The organism is Rhizobium sp. YTUHZ044 (assembly GCF_051123975.1).
GTDB lineage: Bacteria > Pseudomonadota > Alphaproteobacteria > Rhizobiales > Rhizobiaceae > Rhizobium.
On the sequence record NZ_CP101426.1, the window covers coordinates 470573 to 486626 of the forward strand.

Genomic DNA, 16054 nt, shown 5'->3' on the forward strand with positions numbered 1-16054 from the left:
TTCGATTTGTTCGGGCGAAACGCCCGTCAGCCATTTCGGGAAAGCGGATCGGCCGATCAGCCGATGATGCCCATGATGTCGGCTTCCTTCATGATCAGAAGGTCTTCGCCGTTGATCTTGACTTCAGTGCCGGACCACTTGCCGAACAGAACGCGGTCGCCAGCCTTGACGTCGAGAGCCACGACCTTGCCGGACTCGTCACGTGCGCCGGAGCCGACGGCGACGATTTCGCCTTCCTGCGGCTTTTCCTTGGCGGTGTCGGGAATGATGATGCCGCCCTTGGTCTTCTCTTCGGACTCGACGCGACGAACGACGACGCGGTCGTGAAGCGGACGGAAATTGGTGCTTGCCATTGTCTAATCCCTCGATCGAATGACATTCGCGGACCGGAGCGGTCCACATGGATAAGTGTTAGCACTCCTCTAAGGTGAGTGCTAGCGCTCGAGCATTTAGGGATGGCTCCGAGAGGAGTCAATGAGAGCAATCACGAATTTTTGTGCCGGAATTGTGAAGAGGCGGTGAATTATCGGAGATTGTCGTTGAAATGTTCTCTAACCGTTGCGTTCGGCAACGTCGCCCGACCTTGCCATTCGCTCTGGCCGGGATTGCCGGCGCTCTTGTCTGCCAAGGTGAAGAAAATGCCTTGCCATCGCCTTGCGCCTTTGCAATGTCACCGGTGACTGAAGCAAATCGGGAAATCGGCATGGCCAGGCGGATAGAAAACTTCTCGCAGATATCGGCGCATTACGACGTGGTGCTCTGCGACGTCTGGGGGGTGGTTCACAACGGCGTCGATCCGTTTCCGAAGGCCGCCGCCGCCCTTCAAGCCGCGCGTGAGAGCGGCGTCGCCGTCGTCCTCATCACCAATTCGCCGCGCCTTTCCTGGCAGGTGGTTGAGCAGTTGCGCCATATCGGAGTCCCCGACAGCGCCTATGACCGGATCGTCACCTCGGGCGACGTCACTCGCGGGCTGATTTCAGAAGGGCCGAAGACGGTCTTTCTGCTCGGCCCCGAGCGCGACAAGGCGCTTCTCGAAGGCATTGGCGTCGAACGTCGGCCGGCGGGCGAAGCGCAATCGCTCGTCTGCACCGGCTTTTTCGACGACGAGACGGAGAAGCCCGAGGATTACACCGACATGCTTCTGGATTTTCAGGCACGCGACGTGCCGATGATCTGCGCCAATCCCGACCTCGTCGTCGAACGTGGCCATCGCATCATCCCCTGCGCCGGCGCCATGGCCGCCTATTACGAGCAATTAGGCGGCAAAACGCGCATTGCCGGCAAGCCGCACCAGCCGATCTACGAAGCGACGCTTGCGGCCGCCCGCGAGCTTCGCGGCGATTTTTCCATTGACCGCGTGCTGGCGATCGGAGACGGCATGCCGACGGATGTGCGCGGCGCCTTGAATTTCGGTCTCGATCTTCTCTACATCAGCGGCGGTATTCACGCGAAGGAATACACCTTGAACGGCGAGACCGACGAAGCGATCCTCAACGCCTATCTCGATCGGGAGAAGGCGGCGCCGAAGTGGTGGATGCCGCGTCTTGCATGAAGAGAAGCCAGCCGATGACCGTCTTCCACCGCAATGAAACCCGCGAACCCTTGCCCGCCCATCTCAAGGGCGGGGTGATCGCCATCGGCAATTTCGACGGCGTGCATCGCGGCCATCAGTCGGTGCTGAACCGTGCGCTCGAAATCGCCAAGGCGCGCGGCATTCCTGCCCTGGTGCTGACCTTCGAGCCGCATCCGCGCACGGTGTTCCGGCCGCAGACACCGGTCTTCCGTCTGACGCCCGCGCCGCTCAAGGCCCGCATCCTGGAAACCCTTGGTTTCAATGCGGTCATCGAATATCCCTTCGACTATGAATTTTCGCAGCGCTCGGCCGACGATTTCATCCATTCGATCCTGAAGGATTGGCTCGACGCCTCCGAGGTCGTCACCGGCTTCGATTTCCATTTCGGTCGCGGTCGCGAAGGTGGTCCTGCCTTTCTGATGAATGCCGGCCAGACCTATGGTTTCGGCGTCACTCTGATCGATGCCTTCCGCGACGAGAACGCCGACGTCGTCTCTTCGAGCCACATCCGGGCGCTCCTGAAGGACGGCAATGTCAGCGAAGCGGCCGGCATGCTGGGCTACCGCTACACTGTCGAAGCCGAGGTGATCGACGGCGAAAAGCTCGGCCGCCAGCTCGGTTTTCCCACCGCCAACATGCGCCTGCCGCCCGAGGCCGAACTCGCCGCCGGCATCTACGCCGTCCGCTTCCGCCGCCAGGACGGAATGCTCCACGATGCCGTCGCCAGCTATGGCCGCCGGCCGACCGTCACGGAAAACGGCGCGCCGCTGCTCGAAACCTATCTCTTCGATTTCAGCGGCGATCTCTACGGCCAGCGCTGCGCCGTCTCCTTCTTCGGCTATATCAGGCCCGAGCTGAAATTCGACGGCCTCGATGCGCTCGTCGCCCAGATCAAACGCGACGAGGAGGAGGCGAGGGCGCTGCTGGCGGGCGTCGTGCCGCTCGGCGAACTTGATCGGAAACTGTGTTTCGCCTGAGTTCGTCACGGCTCGGGATATTCCGCATGGTGGAATCGGCCCTGACCTGGGTTGCCAGGCCTGCGATTTCTTCTCTTCCTTTTCCCGGCAAAAACGCCTATGAACCGGCGCTATGACGAAATTTCGGCTGGCGACCACGATACGAATTATCGGCCCGGCCTTCCGCGCGCGCTAAGCGGCCGGGAGGTCCGGGTTTTTGGCGCTTGCGAGCAGGCGCTTCCGCCGCCACCTATTTTCACGTCCGTTGCGCCCCTCCCTGGGCCGCCAAAAACGATTGTCGAACATGACCGAAACCGCCGAAAAGATCGATTACTCGAAGACCCTCTATTTGCCCGAAACCGATTTCCCGATGCGCGCCGGTCTGCCGCAGAAGGAGCCGGAGCTCGTTGCCCGCTGGCAGCAGATGGATCTCTACAAGAAACTGCGCGCCTCCGCCGCCGGCCGCGAGAAATTCGTCCTGCACGACGGCCCGCCCTACGCCAATGGCAACATCCATATCGGCCATGCGCTGAACAAGATCCTCAAGGACGTCATCAACCGTTCGTTCCAGATGCGCGGCTATGACGCCAACTACGTGCCCGGCTGGGATTGCCACGGCCTGCCGATCGAATGGAAGATCGAGGAGGAGAACTATCGCGCCAAGGGCAAGGCCAAGCCCGACCTGAGCGAGCCGGCGGCGATGATCGGGTTCCGCCGCGAGTGCCGCGCCTATGCCGAGAAGTGGATCAAGGTCCAGGGCGACGAGTTCCAGCGCCTCGGCATCGTCGGCGACTTCGAAAACCCGTATCTGACGATGAACTTCCATGCGGAAAGCCGTATCGCCGGTGAACTGCTGAAGATCGCCGCAAGCGGCCAGCTCTACCGCGGCTCCAAGCCGATCATGTGGTCGGTCGTCGAGCGCACCGCGCTTGCCGAAGCCGAGGTCGAATACCACGATTATGAAAGCGACACGATCTGGGTGAAGTTCCCGGTCGCGAAGGGCTCGGAGAGCCTCAAGGATGCCTTCGTCGTCATCTGGACGACCACGCCCTGGACGATCCCCGGCAACCGCGCGATCGCCTATTCCTCACGTGTCGCCTACGGCCTTTACGAAGTCACGGCCGCCGAGAACGATTTCGGCCCGCGCCCGGGTGAAAGGTTGATCTTCGCCGACAAGCTGGCTGAAGAATCTTTTGCCAAGGCAAAGCTGCAGTACAAGCGTCTCGCCGACGTCACGGCTGCCGATCTCGCCGGCATCACCTGCGCGCATCCGCTTAGAGGCCTCGACGGCGGTTACGAGTTCGAAGTCCCGCTGCTCGAGGGCGATCATGTCACTGACGATGCCGGTACCGGTTTCGTGCACACGGCGCCGAGCCACGGCCGCGAAGACTTTGACGTCTGGATGGCGCATGCCCGTGAGATCGAGGCGCGCGGCATCGAGACCAAGATCCCGTTTCCGGTCGACGACGGCGGCTTCTACACGGCCGATGCCCCCGGTCTGGAAGGCGCACGCGTGATCGACGACAACGGCAAGAAGGGCGATGCCAATGATCGCGTCATCAAGGCGCTGATCGATCGGAACGCGCTCTTTGCCCGCGGCCGTCTGAAGCACCAATATCCGCATTCCTGGCGCTCCAAAAAACCGGTGATCTTCCGCAACACGCCGCAGTGGTTCGTCTATATGGACAAGACGCTGTCGGATGGGACGACGCTGCGCAATCGGGCGCTGAGCGCGATCGATGACACCCGCTTCGTGCCGGCCGCTGGCCAGAACCGTCTGCGCGCGATGATCGAGCAGCGCCCGGACTGGGTGCTTTCCCGTCAAAGAGCGTGGGGCGTGCCGATCTGCGTCTTCGTGAATGAGCAGGGCGAAGTCCTGAAGGACGAGGCCGTCAACCAGCGCATCCTCAATGCCTTCGACGCAGAGGGCGCAGACGCCTGGTTCGCCGAAGGCGCCAAGGAGCGCTTCCTCGGCAACGAGCATGATCCGGCCAAGTGGACGCAGGTCATGGATATCCTCGACGTCTGGTTCGACTCCGGCTCGACGCACACCTTCACACTGGAAGACCGCCCCGACCTGAAATGGCCGGCCGACCTTTATCTCGAAGGGTCTGATCAGCATCGCGGCTGGTTCCATTCCTCGCTCCTGGAATCGGCCGCCACCCGCGGCCGCGCGCCCTATAACGCCGTCCTCACCCATGGTTTCACCATGGACGAGAAGGGCGAGAAGATGTCGAAGTCGAAGGGCAACGTCACCGCCCCGCAGGAAGTGATGAAGGATGCCGGCGCCGATATCCTGCGTCTCTGGGTGATGACCTCGGACTATGCCGATGATCTCCGCGTCGGCAAGACGATCATCCAGACCAATGTCGACGCCTATCGCAAACTGCGCAACACCATCCGCTGGATGCTCGGCACGCTCGCCCACGACAAGGGCGAGGTCATTGCGCTTGCCGATCTGCCGGAGCTGGAGCAACTGATGCTGCACCGTCTCTCCGAGCTCGACCAACTCGTGCGCGAGAACTATGATGCCTTCGACTTCAAGAAGATCGCCCGCGCATTGATCGACTTTGCCAATGTCGAGCTCTCGGCCTTCTACTTCGACGTTCGCAAGGATGCGCTCTATTGCGATGCGCCCTCCAGCCTTCGCCGCCGCTCGGCGCTTTATGTCATCCGCATGATTTTCGATTGCGTGGTGACCTGGCTTGCGCCGATGCTGCCCTTCACCATGGAAGAGGCATGGCTCTCGCGCAATCCCTCGGCCATCTCGGTGCATCTGGAGCAGTTCGCTCCGGTCGCAAAGGAATGGCGCAACGATGCGTTGGCCGAGAAGTGGAGAAAGATCCGCGCAATCCGCAGCGTCGTGACCGGCGCGCTCGAAATCGAGCGCAAGGACAAGCGCATCGGTTCCTCGCTCGAGGCGGCTCCGGTCGTGCATGTCGCCGACGCGGCGCTTTGCAAGGCGCTCGAGGGCCAGGACTTCAGCGAAGTCTGCATCACCTCTGGCATCACGATCAAGACGGATGCCGGCCCGGCTGACGCTTTCCGTCTTGCCGAGGTGCCTGATGTTGCCGTCGTGCCGAGGCTTGCCGAAGGCGTCAAATGCGCGCGTTCCTGGCGCATCACCACCGATGTCGGTTCCGATCCGGAGTATCCCGACGTCTCGGCGCGCGACGCCGCCGCATTGCGCGAACTCGGCATCCGCGCCTGAAGATATTTGCCGGGTGAATTGCCTTCGAGGCGTTCATCCGGTAAAAGCTGCCTGAAAATGGCCGGATTTTTGCGTCAGGGGGACGGTTGTCCGGTAGGGCGACGATTGCACCGGTGGCTGGAAGGGTTTTCATGTTCGCAACGCATTGGTTCCGTGTAGGCGCCTGCCTGTCTGTTGTCATGGTGGGATGCTCCCTGGTGTCCGGCTGCGCCAGCAGCCCGACCTACGGCACCGACAAGACGGCCATGGAGCAGCTGACCGACGATCTCGGCCAGTCCGTGTCGCTGACCGGGCCCGACCCGAAGAACAAGGGCGTCAAATATACGCCGCGTCCGACGCTGGTGCTGCCGGCTGAGGGGCAGCGCGAGACCCTTATCGCGCCGCAGCCGACGGTGGCCAACAAGGACAATCCGCAATGGCTTGAATCGCCGGAGGAGACCCGCGCCCGCCTCGTTTCCGAGGCTGACGCCAATTCGGACAACCCGAATTACCGCTCGCCGCTGGCGAGCTCCGCCATCGAAGGCGGCCGGCGCACGACCGAAGCCCAGACCCAGGCCTATCGCGAGGCCCGCGCCCTGCAGAAGGGCTCATACCTCGATCAGCGCCGCTATATTTCCGATCCGCCGCCCGGTTACCGTACCGTCGACGACCCGGCAAAGCTCGACGACGTCGGCGAGCCCGAGCTCAAGAAGCAGAAGAAGCGCAAGAAGGATGCGGCAATCGCCAATTCCGGCAAGCAGTGGTGGAACTTCCTGCAGTAGCGGTTTTCCGAGCGCTTAGCGCCGCCGCAGGAGATCGGTGATGGCAGCCCCTCATCCGGCTGCCGCCACCGACCGGCGTCGAGCCACGGGCCTCGCCCGTCTTTCGGACCCCGCTCGCGGGGCGAACGGACATGCCACACCGTCTCCGTTCCTCACCAGCGTCTCGCAGGGCACGTCCCCTCGCCCCGCGAGCGGGGAAAGGGTTAGGGTGAGGGGCAGCTATCAGCGCAAAAGCCGAAGATGGCGGCGGGCACTGAGCACTACGGCGCCTCTCTCCGTTCCACAAAGAATCGCCGCAAGATCTCGGCCGACTGCACCTCGTTGATGCCGGAATAGACCTCGGGAGCGTGATGGCAGGTCGGTTGTGCATAGAATCGCACGCCATTGTCGACGGCGCCGCCCTTCGGATCCTCGGCGCCGTAATAGAGCCGGCGGATGCGCGCAAACGAGATGGCTGCCGCGCACATGGTGCAAGGCTCGAGCGTCACATAGAGATCGGCGCCGACAAGGCGCTCCTGCCCAAGCGTCTCGCAGGCGAGCCGGATTGCGGCGATTTCGGCATGCGCGGTGACGTCTTTGAGTTCGCGCGTGCGGTTTCCCGAGCGTGAAACGGCGATATCGTCGACAACGACGACCGCGCCGATCGGCACCTCGCCGCGTACTCCTGCGGCGCGCGCTTCTTCAAGCGCCATCTCCATGAAACGATTTGTCTTCACGATCGCAAGAATTTCCACTTAACCGCAGATGCGTGACCTGATAGACAGGCCCAAAAGGCAGGCAAACAGCAAATGACACCCAAAGACAAGCCAAAACGCCCGGGCGCAAAGCCCCTTTCACGGGATATCAGGCCGAAAGCCGGTCCGAAGGCCGCGGCCGCGCGCCCGGCGGCGGCCGAAGCCGAAAGCGACACCAAGGCCGAGCGCATTTCCAAGGTGATGGCGCGCGCAGGCGTCGCCTCCCGCCGCGACATCGAGCGCATGATCATGGAAGGCCGTGTGACGCTGAACGGCACGGTTCTCGAAACCCCCGTCGTCAACGTCACACTTGCCGACCGCATCGAGGTCGACGGTGTACCGATCCGTGGCATCGAGCGCACTAGGCTCTGGCTCTATCACAAGCCGGCGGGCCTCGTGACCACCAATGCCGATCCGGAAGGCCGTCCGACCGTCTTCGACAACCTGCCGGAAGAGCTGCCGCGCGTCATGTCGATCGGCCGGCTCGACATCAACACCGAAGGCCTGCTGCTGCTCACCAATGACGGCGGCCTCGCCCGCGCCCTCGAACTGCCGGCGACCGGTTGGTTGAGGCGCTACCGCGTCCGCGCGCATGGCGAGATCGATCAGGAAGCGCTCGACAAGTTGAAGGACGGCATCGCCGTTGACGGCGTGCTCTATGGATCGATCGAGGCAACCCTCGACCGCACCCAGGGCTCAAACGTCTGGATCACCATGGGCCTTCGCGAAGGCAAGAACCGCGAAATCAAGAATGTGCTCGGCGCTCTCGGTCTCGACGTCAACCGTCTGATCCGCATTTCCTATGGGCCGTTCCAGCTCGGCGATTTGCCGGAAGGCCAGGTCGTCGAGGTGCGCGGCCGCACATTGCGTGACCAGCTCGGCCCGCGCCTGATCGAGGAAGCCAAGGCGAATTTCGACGCGCCGATCTACAACGCCCCGGCTGTCGCCGCCGAGGAAGAGGAACAGGCCGCGGCACCGGCGGCGCCGGAAAAGCGCGAACGGCCGCGGCGCCAGGAGGACAAGCGTGAGCGGGCGCTGAGCCGCCTCGACACCAAACGTGACGACCGCCACGGCGGGCGCAGAGACGACGATCGCCGCGACGGCGGCCGCAGGGATGAAGACAAGCCGAAGCGCGCCCAGCCGCTCGGCCAGCGCCGCAGCGCCAATGTCTGGATGGCGCCCGGCGCCCGGCCTCTCGGCGAGAAGGCGGCGGCCAAGGCCGCCAAGAATGCGCAGACTGCGCGCCGGCGCGGCGAGCAGCCGGCGGCAAAGACCAATGCTTTCGATCGCATCGAGGATCGCCCGCGCACGCCGATCAACCGTGTGCGGGAAGAGGACGGTGAATGGATCCGTTCGAGCGAGCAGCCCCGCCGCAAGGATGAGGTCGAAGGCTTCGGCCGCCAGCGCTCGTTCGGGGATCGTCCCGCTCGCGAAGACCGCGGCTTCGGCGATCGCCCATCGCGCGGCGACCGGCCTTTCGGCGACAAGCCGCGCGGCGATCGCAAGCCCCGTGCGGATGGTGACGAACGTCCTCGTGCCGCCAGAGTCTCCACCGGCGAGGGCCGTTCTGAGCGTCCGCGCAGCGACCGCCCCTTCGGCGATCGTCCATCGCGGGGCGATCGACCTTTCGCCGGCAAGCCGCGTGGCGATCGCAAGCCGCGCGAGGAGGGTGACGAGCGCCCGCGGACAGCCAGAAGCTTCGCCGGCGAGGGTCGCTCCGAGCGTCCGCGCGGCGAACGGTCGTTCGGCGACAAGGCTGTGAGCGGCAAGCCTTCGGGCGATAAGCCGCGCGGCAAGAGCTTTGGCGCCGGGTCCGGCGGACCCAAGAATTTTTCCGGCAAACCGAAGGGCGCCAAGCCAGGCGGTGAAAGGCCGGGCGGTGACAGGCCCGCGGGCGGTCCGTCCAGAGGTGGTGCTCGAGGAAAGGGAATGACGCGCGGTGCGGATCGTCGGCGGTGAGTTTCGCGGACGGCCTCTCGCCGTGCCAAAATCCAACGAGATCCGGCCGACCGCCGACCGGACACGCGAGAGCCTGTTCAATATATTGAGCCATGCCTATCCGGAATGCGTCGACGGCACCCGGATCATCGATCTTTTCGCCGGCACCGGCGCCGTCGGCCTCGAAGCCGTCTCGCGCGGCTGTCGCCACGCGCTCTTCGTCGAAAACAGCATCCAGGGCAGGGCGCTGCTCTGGGAAAACATCGATGCGCTCGGCCTGCACGGACGCACCCGCATCCTGCGCCGCGATGCGACCAATCTCGGCAGCGTCGGCAATCTCGAGCCTTTCGATGTGCTCTTTGCCGACCCGCCCTATGGCAAAGGCCTCGGCGAGAAGGCGATGGCGGCGGCCGCCATCGGCGGCTGGCTGCGGCCGGGGGCGATCGCGGTGCTCGAAGAGCGCGCCGACATTGTCGTTTCGGTCCACCCTTCCTATGTTTTCCTCGAAAGCCGCATCTTTGGCGATACGAGGGTGCATTTCTTCCGATATCAGCCGCAATAGGCGCAGGGGCGGGGCGTGCAGCAGGCAGAGATCATCAGTCCGAAACTGCCTGCGATCAGCGATTTGCCGACAGTCGCGGTTGCCTTCGGCGGCGGCGGCGCGCGCGGCCTGTCCCATATCCATGTCATTGAAACCCTTGACGAACTCGGGATCCGCCCGGTTGCGATTGCGGGTTCGTCGATCGGCGCCATCATGGGGGCCGGCATGGCCGCCGGCATGTCCGGCGCCGAAATCCGCGAACATGCGCTGGCAACCGTCGGCAACAAGACGGCCGTCGTTGCCCGCATCTGGGGGATGCGACCGACAACGGTGCGCGATGCGGTGGCCAAGGGCATCCGCATCGGCCAGTTCAATCTGGAACGGATACTGAAAGCCTTCCTGCCCTCCGAGCTGCCGGCCCGATTTGAAGATCTGCTGGTGCCGATGAAGGTCATCACGACAGATTATTACGGTCAGAACGAGGTGATCATCAAAGAGGGCGAGCTGTTTCCGGCACTCGCCGCCTCGTCTTCCATCCCCGCCGTTTTCATGCCGGTGCGCCTGCGCGGCCGCGTAATGATCGATGGTGGCATCAGCAATCCGGTCCCTTATGAATGCCTGATGGATCTTGCCGACATCGTCGTCGGCATCGACGTCGTCGGCGCCCCGGAAGGCGACGGCACCCATATCCCGAACCGTATGGAAAGCATCTTCGGTTCCGGCCAGTTGATGATGCAGACGGCGATCTCCCTGAAGCTGAAGCTTTGCCAGCCGCATATCTTCCTGCGCCCGACGGTCGGCCGCACCGGCGTCATGGATTTCCTCAAAGCCCGCGAAGTGCTTGCCATGTCCGTCGGCGTCAAGGACGACCTGAAATTCGCCCTCGACCGCGAGATCGAAGCGCGGCTAAAACGCTAAAGAACCTTGCATGGGCACCGTTGTTCGCGTCCGCGCGACATGAGCGAGCGGTTCAGAGAACATTGCTTCGGCTATGAGCTCGGCATCATCATTGTCGATTTCGAAGAGACCAAAGCGCAGTCGATATCCCCAGCCAGCCCGATCGCTGGTGAAAGATAGCCGACCGAGCAGCGGCCGGATGGGTGCTTCCGTGGCTCGCCACCAGGCGACATCCCGTCTCCAGGGGCGGAAGCCCGGGTGAACCTCCACCTGATATGCCTCCTTTTCCTCGATCATGCCAATGGCCGTGAACGCCTGCAGGCGATCGGTGCCGCCAAAGGTTTCGGTCGGCGAATAGTAGATGACGCGGTCGCCTGGCGCGCTCCGCTTAAGCGGAGCGGCCTTGCCGTGACAGACTTGCATGAACCCGGCTTTGCGTCCGATGCGGACATGGTTTGCTGATGCGACAGCGATCCAGCTGCGCGACATGGCTCAGTCCTCCGCCACGTTGTAGACGCGCAGACGATGCCCGTCGGGATCGGCCGCGACAAAGCTACGGCCGAAATCGAGGTTGGTCGGCGGCAGAAGGATCGGCGCGCTCTTGTCCTGCCATTCGGTGTGGAGCCTATCAACCATGTCTGCTGTCGCAACCTTGAAACCGACCTCGCAGCCGCCACCCGCCGCAGCCGGAGCAGGCTCGACGCCCGCCTTGCCCCACAGTCCGAGTGCCAGCCCCGAAGGCAGAATGAACATGGCGAAGGTCGGGCTGGCTTCGACGGGATCCTGCCCGAGCAGCCGCGCATAAAAGCTGGCGCTCTTCGGCGCGTCGGTTACGAAAAGCAGAATGCTGTTGCTGTCGATCATGTTAGCCTCCTGTGTGTCGGTCAGGAGGACCCTAGAGAGGCATGCTGACAGATTCTGGCAGTAACCTCCGTGCCTTCCGCTTGTCGATCCGCTCGAGCGTCGCGCCTGCGGATTTGATTTATGCGTCCGCCGTCGCATCCGTGATTCCGGCCAGCGGATCATCCTCGAAAGGATCGGCGGCGCGCTTCGGCTTGACTAGCGGTTCGGGACGGACAGGGTGGGAAAACAGCATGTCGCGCCCCGCCTGGAGCCCCTCGGAGACCTGCAGGGCGAGCCGCGCCTCGTCGCGCTTGCGGATGTCCTCGCCGATTTCATAAGCGTCGGTTTCGGAGACGCCGAGCGCCTCCAGCGTCCGCCTTCCGAACAGCAGGCCCGATTCCAGTGTCTCGCGCAGCTCGTAATCGATCCCCTTGTTGCGCAGTTCGATCGAATGGATGCGGTCGTAGGAGCGTACGTAGAGGCGCGTCTGCGGATAATCGGCCTGCACCAGCTCCACCACCTTGTCGGTGATCTCCTTCTTATGGGTGCAGACGAGCACGATCTTCGCGCGGTCGATGCCCGCCGAGCGCAGCACGTCCTTGCGGGTGCCGTCGCCGAAATAGATGCGAAAGCCGAAGGAGGAAGCCTGGCGGATACGGTCGGCGGAAAAATCGATGACGGTGACGCTGCGCCCGCCGGCAAGCAGGATCTGGGCGGCGATCTGGCCGAAACGCGAGAAGCCGACCATCAGCACGTCGGCGCCGGCGCCTTCGAAATCCTCGTCCAGCTCCTCCTGTTCATCGCCGTTGAGCAGCCGCTTCGACAGCGCCGCGCCGATCGGCGTCAGCGCCATGGACAGCGTGACGATCGCCACCAGCAGCGATGCGGTGCTCGTCGACATCAATCCGACGACGCCCGCGGTGGTAAAGAGCACGAAGCCGAATTCGCCGCCTTGCGGCAACAGGAAAGCAATGCGGATTGCGTCATTGTGCGGCGATCCTGACATCCGGCAGAGCCCGTAGATAATGATCGCCTTGACGGCCATGACGATCGGCACAGTGACGATAACAAAGAGCGCGTTGTCGACGAGAACGCCGAGCTGCAGCGACAGGCCGACGGCGATGAAGAAAATGGCGAGCAGTACGCCGCGAAAAGGCTCGATATCGGCCTCGAGTTCGTGCCGGTAGGAGGATTCGGCCAGCATCACCCCGGACAGGAAGGCCCCCATCGCCATCGACAGCCCGGCAAGCTGCATCAGGCTTGCCGATCCCATGACGACAAAGAGCGCCGCCGCGATCATCGCCTCGCGCGCGCCGGTGCGGGCGATGATCTGGAAGAGCGGCGTCAGCAGGTAGCGCCCCATGACGATCATCGCCGCCACCGCACCGACGGCCACGGCAAAATCGGTGAGCGGCGTATTGCTGCCCTTGCCGCTGCCGTCGAGAACGGTGATCAGCGCCAAGAGCGGCACGATCGCCAGGTCCTGGAACAGCAGCATCGAGAAGGAACGCTGCCCGTATCGCGTGTTGACGTCGCCGTCGCCCTCGAGGATCTGCATGGCGAAGGCCGTCGAGGACAGCGCCAGCCCGAAACCGGCGACGATGCTGCCGCGCCAATCCAGAACTTCGGAAAACCAGGCGAGCGCGGTCAGCGCCAGCCCTGTTACCACCACCTGCGCCGTGCCGAGACCGAAGATATCGCGCCGCATCTGCCAGAGCCGGCTTGGCTTCAACTCCAGGCCGATGATGAAGAGCAGGAAGACGACGCCGAGCTCGGCCACGGCAAGGATCTGTTCGCCATCGGTGATGCCGTGGAAGACGGGGCCGATGACGATGCCGGCGGCGAGGTAACCCAGCACCGTTCCGAGCCCGAGCTTCTTGAAGATCGGCGCGGCGACCACCGCGCCGCCGAGCAGCAGGATCGTTTCGGAAAAAAGGTCGTTGGGCGCTGACATGCTGGCAATTTCTTTCGACGGCGGGAAACATCCTGGCAGCCCTGACAAAGAATCGGCGGCGGCGGCCTTGATGCCAGGGAGAGTGCACAATAAATGGATGCCGAAGGAAAGGCCAAATCATGTCCTCTGAAATCGATTCCTCGACACTTCTTTCCCGCGCAAGTCAATTGATCGATCTGGCAAGGAAGGCGGGCGCCGACGCTGCCGACGCCGTCGTCGTTCGCTCTCGCTCGCAATCGGTCAGCGTCCGGCTTGGCAAGGTCGAGGGGACAGAATCGTCGGAAAGCGACGATTTTTCGCTCCGCGTCTTCATCGGCAAGCGGGTCGCCAGCGTTTCGGCCAATCCGGGCTTCGATCTCCAGGCGCTGGCCGAACGGGCCGTCGCCATGGCCAAGGTTTCCCCGGAAGACCCGTATGCGTGCCTGGCGGACGAGGCGAACCTTGCCAAGTCCTATCCCGACCTGCAATTGCTCGATGCCACCGAAGTCTCCTCGGAGATGTTGCGCGAGGCGGCTCTTGCCGCCGAGACGGCAGCTCTTGAAGTCACGGGCGTCACCAATTCCTCCGGCGCCGGCGCGTCGGCCGGCATGGGCGGCCTCGTTCTCGCCACATCGCACGGTTTCCAAGGCAGTTACATGGCCTCCCGTTTCGGCAACTCCGTCAGCGTCATCGCAGGCGAAGGCACCGGCATGGAGCGCGACTATGATTTCGACAGCCGGCTTTATTACGCCGAACTCGACGATCCCGCCGAAATCGGCCGCCGCGCCGGCGAACGGGTGGTCAAGCGTGTCAATCCGCGCCAGGTGCCGACTGGCAAGAATGTCACGGTCGTCTTTGATCCGCGCGTCGCCCGCGGTTTCGTCGGCCATATCGCCGGTGCGATCAACGGTGCCGCCGTCGCCCGAAAGACCAGCTTCCTGCGCGACAGGATGGGTCAGCAGGTGCTGAAGTCAGGGCTGTCGATCACCGACGATCCGCTGATCGTGCGCGGGCCTTCCTCGCGTCCCTTCGACGGTGAGGGCGTGTCCGGCGAGCGGCTTGTCATGATCGAAGACGGTGTCCTGAAGGACTGGTTCCTCTCGACCTCGACGGCCCGCGAACTCGGCCTGCGGACCAATGGCCGCGGCGTGCGCGGCGGCAGCGCCGTCACGCCGTCTTCCACCAACCTTGCCCTTGAGCCGGGCGAGATCTCGCCGGAGGAGCTGATCCGCAGCACCGGCAACGGTTTTTACGTCACCGAACTGATCGGCCACGGCGTCAACATGATCACCGGCGAATACAGCCGCGGCGCCACCGGCTTCTGGATCGAGAACGGCGAACTTACGTTCCCGGTGTCCGAGGTGACGATTGCCTCGAACCTCAAGGACATGTTCATGCGCCTGACGCCGGCAAATGACATCGACCGCAAGTTCGGCGTCGCGGCTCCGACCTTCGCGATCGAAGGCATGACGCTCGCCGGACAGTGAGAAGCGGGCGGCAGGAAATGGGTTGACGGATGAGCGATAGCGAAAAGCTGCGTTGGCAGAGCGATCTCGCCTTGATCGCCGATGCTGCCAAGGAGGCCGGCGCGGTCGCCTTCGGCTTCTTCAACCAGTCTCCCGAGGTCTGGTGGAAGAACGGCGACCGCTCTCCCGTCAGCGCCGCCGATTTCGCCGCCAACAAGACGCTTGAAACGATCCTGCGCAAGGCGCGGCCGGATTATGGCTGGCTGTCGGAGGAAACCGAGGACGATGCTGACCGCCTCTCGTGCGAGACGCTGTTCATCGTCGATCCGATCGACGGCACCCGCGCCTTCCTCGGTGGGCAGCTGGTCTGGTGCGTCAGCGTCGCGGTCGTGCATCGCGGTCGCCCGGTCGCCGGTGTGCTCTATGCGCCCGCGCTCGAAGAGCTCTACGAAGCGGTCGATGGCGGCGTGGCGCTGAAGAACGGCGTGCCCTTCACCGTTTCCGCCGCCGGGCCGGACGAGGTGAGCCGGCTTGCGGTCGGCGAAGACCTGTTGAGGACGTTTCCGCCGGCGTTCCGTGACCGCGTGAGGCGCGAAAAATATATTCCATCGCTCGCCTATCGCATCGCCATGGTGGCGGACGGCCGCCTCGAAGCCACCTTCGTCAAGGGCAATTCGCACGACTGGGACCTTGCCGCCGCTGATCTCGTTCTGGCCTGCGCCGGTGGCCGCCTCGTCGATCTCGACGGCAAGCCGATCGTCTATAACAGGGCGGACGTCACCCATAAGGTGCTCTGTGCGGCGCCGACGGCCCGGATCGATGAGTTTCTAACGGCTTTTGCCGGGCGAGGAGACGGTTGACGTTTCCGTCAAAATCCCGCAGATGAGGTGGCGGAGGAATTCGGCAGAAAGAGAACAAGAAAATGACTGACTCCGGTGACAAGAAGCAGCTTTTGCACCTCGTTTTTGGCGGCGAACTGGAAAGCCTCGAAGACGTCCAGTTCCGTGATCTGGACGGTCTCGATATCGTCGGCATTTTTCCCGACTATGCCTCGGCGCTGACGGCCTGGAAGGCGAAGGCGCAGCAGACGGTCGACAATGCGCATATGCGCTATTTCATCGTCCACATGCACCGTCTGCTCGATCCGCATCAAAAGGCTGGGGGCAACTGACCTCGGCAGCCGCCGCCAGCCGAACGGGCC

General features: G+C 63.5%; 15 protein-coding genes. 10 read left to right on the forward strand and 5 right to left on the reverse strand.

The genetic code is table 11. From position 1 onward, the window contains the following. Positions 1-56: 56 nt before the first annotated feature. Positions 57-353, reverse strand: coding sequence for a co-chaperone GroES (gene groES, locus NL154_RS02285; protein WP_004675403.1), 297 nt, complete (start codon positions 351-353; stop codon positions 57-59). A gap of 350 nt (positions 354-703) precedes the next feature. On the opposite strand from groES, the gene NL154_RS02290 reads away from it, so the two are divergent. The 4 genes from NL154_RS02290 (at position 704) to NL154_RS02305 (ending at position 6501) form a co-directional block, all read left to right on the forward strand. Beyond that, positions 704-1552: a TIGR01459 family HAD-type hydrolase gene (locus NL154_RS02290; protein WP_210629038.1), complete on the forward strand. Its 849-nt coding sequence runs from the start codon at positions 704-706 to the stop codon at positions 1550-1552. A gap of 14 nt (positions 1553-1566) precedes the next feature. Then, the gene (locus NL154_RS02295; RefSeq protein ID WP_434734131.1) at positions 1567-2550 is read left to right on the forward strand and encodes a bifunctional riboflavin kinase/FAD synthetase; all 984 of its coding nucleotides are present in this window, start codon (positions 1567-1569) and stop codon (positions 2548-2550) included. 283 nt (positions 2551-2833) lie between these two features. Further along, positions 2834-5740, forward strand: coding sequence for an isoleucine--tRNA ligase (gene ileS, locus NL154_RS02300; protein ID WP_210629037.1), 2907 nt, complete (start codon positions 2834-2836; stop codon positions 5738-5740). 131 nt (positions 5741-5871) lie between these two features. Next, positions 5872-6501: a hypothetical protein gene (locus tag NL154_RS02305; protein WP_210629036.1), complete on the forward strand. Its 630-nt coding sequence runs from the start codon at positions 5872-5874 to the stop codon at positions 6499-6501. A 260-nt stretch (positions 6502-6761) separates the two neighbouring features. Here the strand turns inward: NL154_RS02305 and NL154_RS02310 are convergent, their stop codons facing one another. Next, entirely contained in the window at positions 6762-7199 is a 438-nt protein-coding gene (locus tag NL154_RS02310) for a nucleoside deaminase (RefSeq protein WP_210631690.1), read from the reverse strand. A 90-nt stretch (positions 7200-7289) separates the two neighbouring features. Between NL154_RS02310 and NL154_RS02315 the strand changes: the two genes are divergently transcribed. From NL154_RS02315 to NL154_RS02325, 3 genes are read left to right on the forward strand one after another with little or no spacing between them, the layout of a single operon-like run. Next, the gene (locus tag NL154_RS02315; RefSeq protein WP_221154353.1) at positions 7290-9194 is read left to right on the forward strand and encodes a pseudouridine synthase; all 1905 of its coding nucleotides are present in this window, start codon (positions 7290-7292) and stop codon (positions 9192-9194) included. Continuing rightward, positions 9175-9735: a 16S rRNA (guanine(966)-N(2))-methyltransferase RsmD gene (gene rsmD / locus NL154_RS02320; RefSeq protein WP_221163520.1), complete on the forward strand. Its 561-nt coding sequence runs from the start codon at positions 9175-9177 to the stop codon at positions 9733-9735. The genes NL154_RS02315 and rsmD overlap by 20 nt, the downstream gene beginning before the upstream one ends. A 15-nt stretch (positions 9736-9750) precedes the next feature. Beyond that, complete coding sequence (locus NL154_RS02325) at positions 9751-10632, forward strand: patatin-like phospholipase family protein (protein WP_221146700.1); 882 nt, start codon at positions 9751-9753, stop codon at positions 10630-10632. Here the strand turns inward: NL154_RS02325 and NL154_RS02330 are convergent. The 3 genes from NL154_RS02330 to NL154_RS02340 all read right to left on the reverse strand — a co-directional run bounded on the left by NL154_RS02330 (position 10621) and on the right by NL154_RS02340 (position 13408). Then, entirely contained in the window at positions 10621-11100 is a 480-nt protein-coding gene (locus NL154_RS02330; RefSeq protein WP_210629032.1) for an EVE domain-containing protein, read from the reverse strand. The genes NL154_RS02325 and NL154_RS02330 overlap by 12 nt on opposite strands. Before the next feature lie 3 nt (positions 11101-11103). Beyond that, positions 11104-11475, reverse strand: a complete 372-nt coding sequence (locus NL154_RS02335; protein WP_210629031.1) for a VOC family protein — start codon at positions 11473-11475, stop codon at positions 11104-11106. Between the two features lie 118 nt (positions 11476-11593). Then, on the reverse strand, positions 11594-13408 hold the full coding sequence (locus NL154_RS02340; protein WP_434733504.1) for a monovalent cation:proton antiporter-2 (CPA2) family protein: 1815 nt from the start codon (positions 13406-13408) through the stop codon (positions 11594-11596). Positions 13409-13527: 119 nt separating this feature from the next. On the opposite strand from NL154_RS02340, the gene NL154_RS02345 reads away from it, so the two are divergent. The 3 genes from NL154_RS02345 to NL154_RS02355 all read left to right on the forward strand — a co-directional run bounded on the left by NL154_RS02345 (position 13528) and on the right by NL154_RS02355 (position 16024). Further along, positions 13528-14874 (forward strand): TldD/PmbA family protein, encoded by a 1347-nt coding sequence (locus NL154_RS02345; protein WP_434733505.1) that lies wholly within the window; start codon positions 13528-13530, stop codon positions 14872-14874. Between the two features lie 29 nt (positions 14875-14903). Continuing rightward, complete coding sequence (locus NL154_RS02350; protein WP_221154340.1) at positions 14904-15713, forward strand: 3'(2'),5'-bisphosphate nucleotidase CysQ; 810 nt, start codon at positions 14904-14906, stop codon at positions 15711-15713. A gap of 62 nt (positions 15714-15775) precedes the next feature. Beyond that, the gene (locus tag NL154_RS02355; RefSeq protein ID WP_210629027.1) at positions 15776-16024 is read left to right on the forward strand and encodes a DUF4170 domain-containing protein; all 249 of its coding nucleotides are present in this window, start codon (positions 15776-15778) and stop codon (positions 16022-16024) included. The last annotated feature ends 30 nt before the right edge of the window (positions 16025-16054 follow it).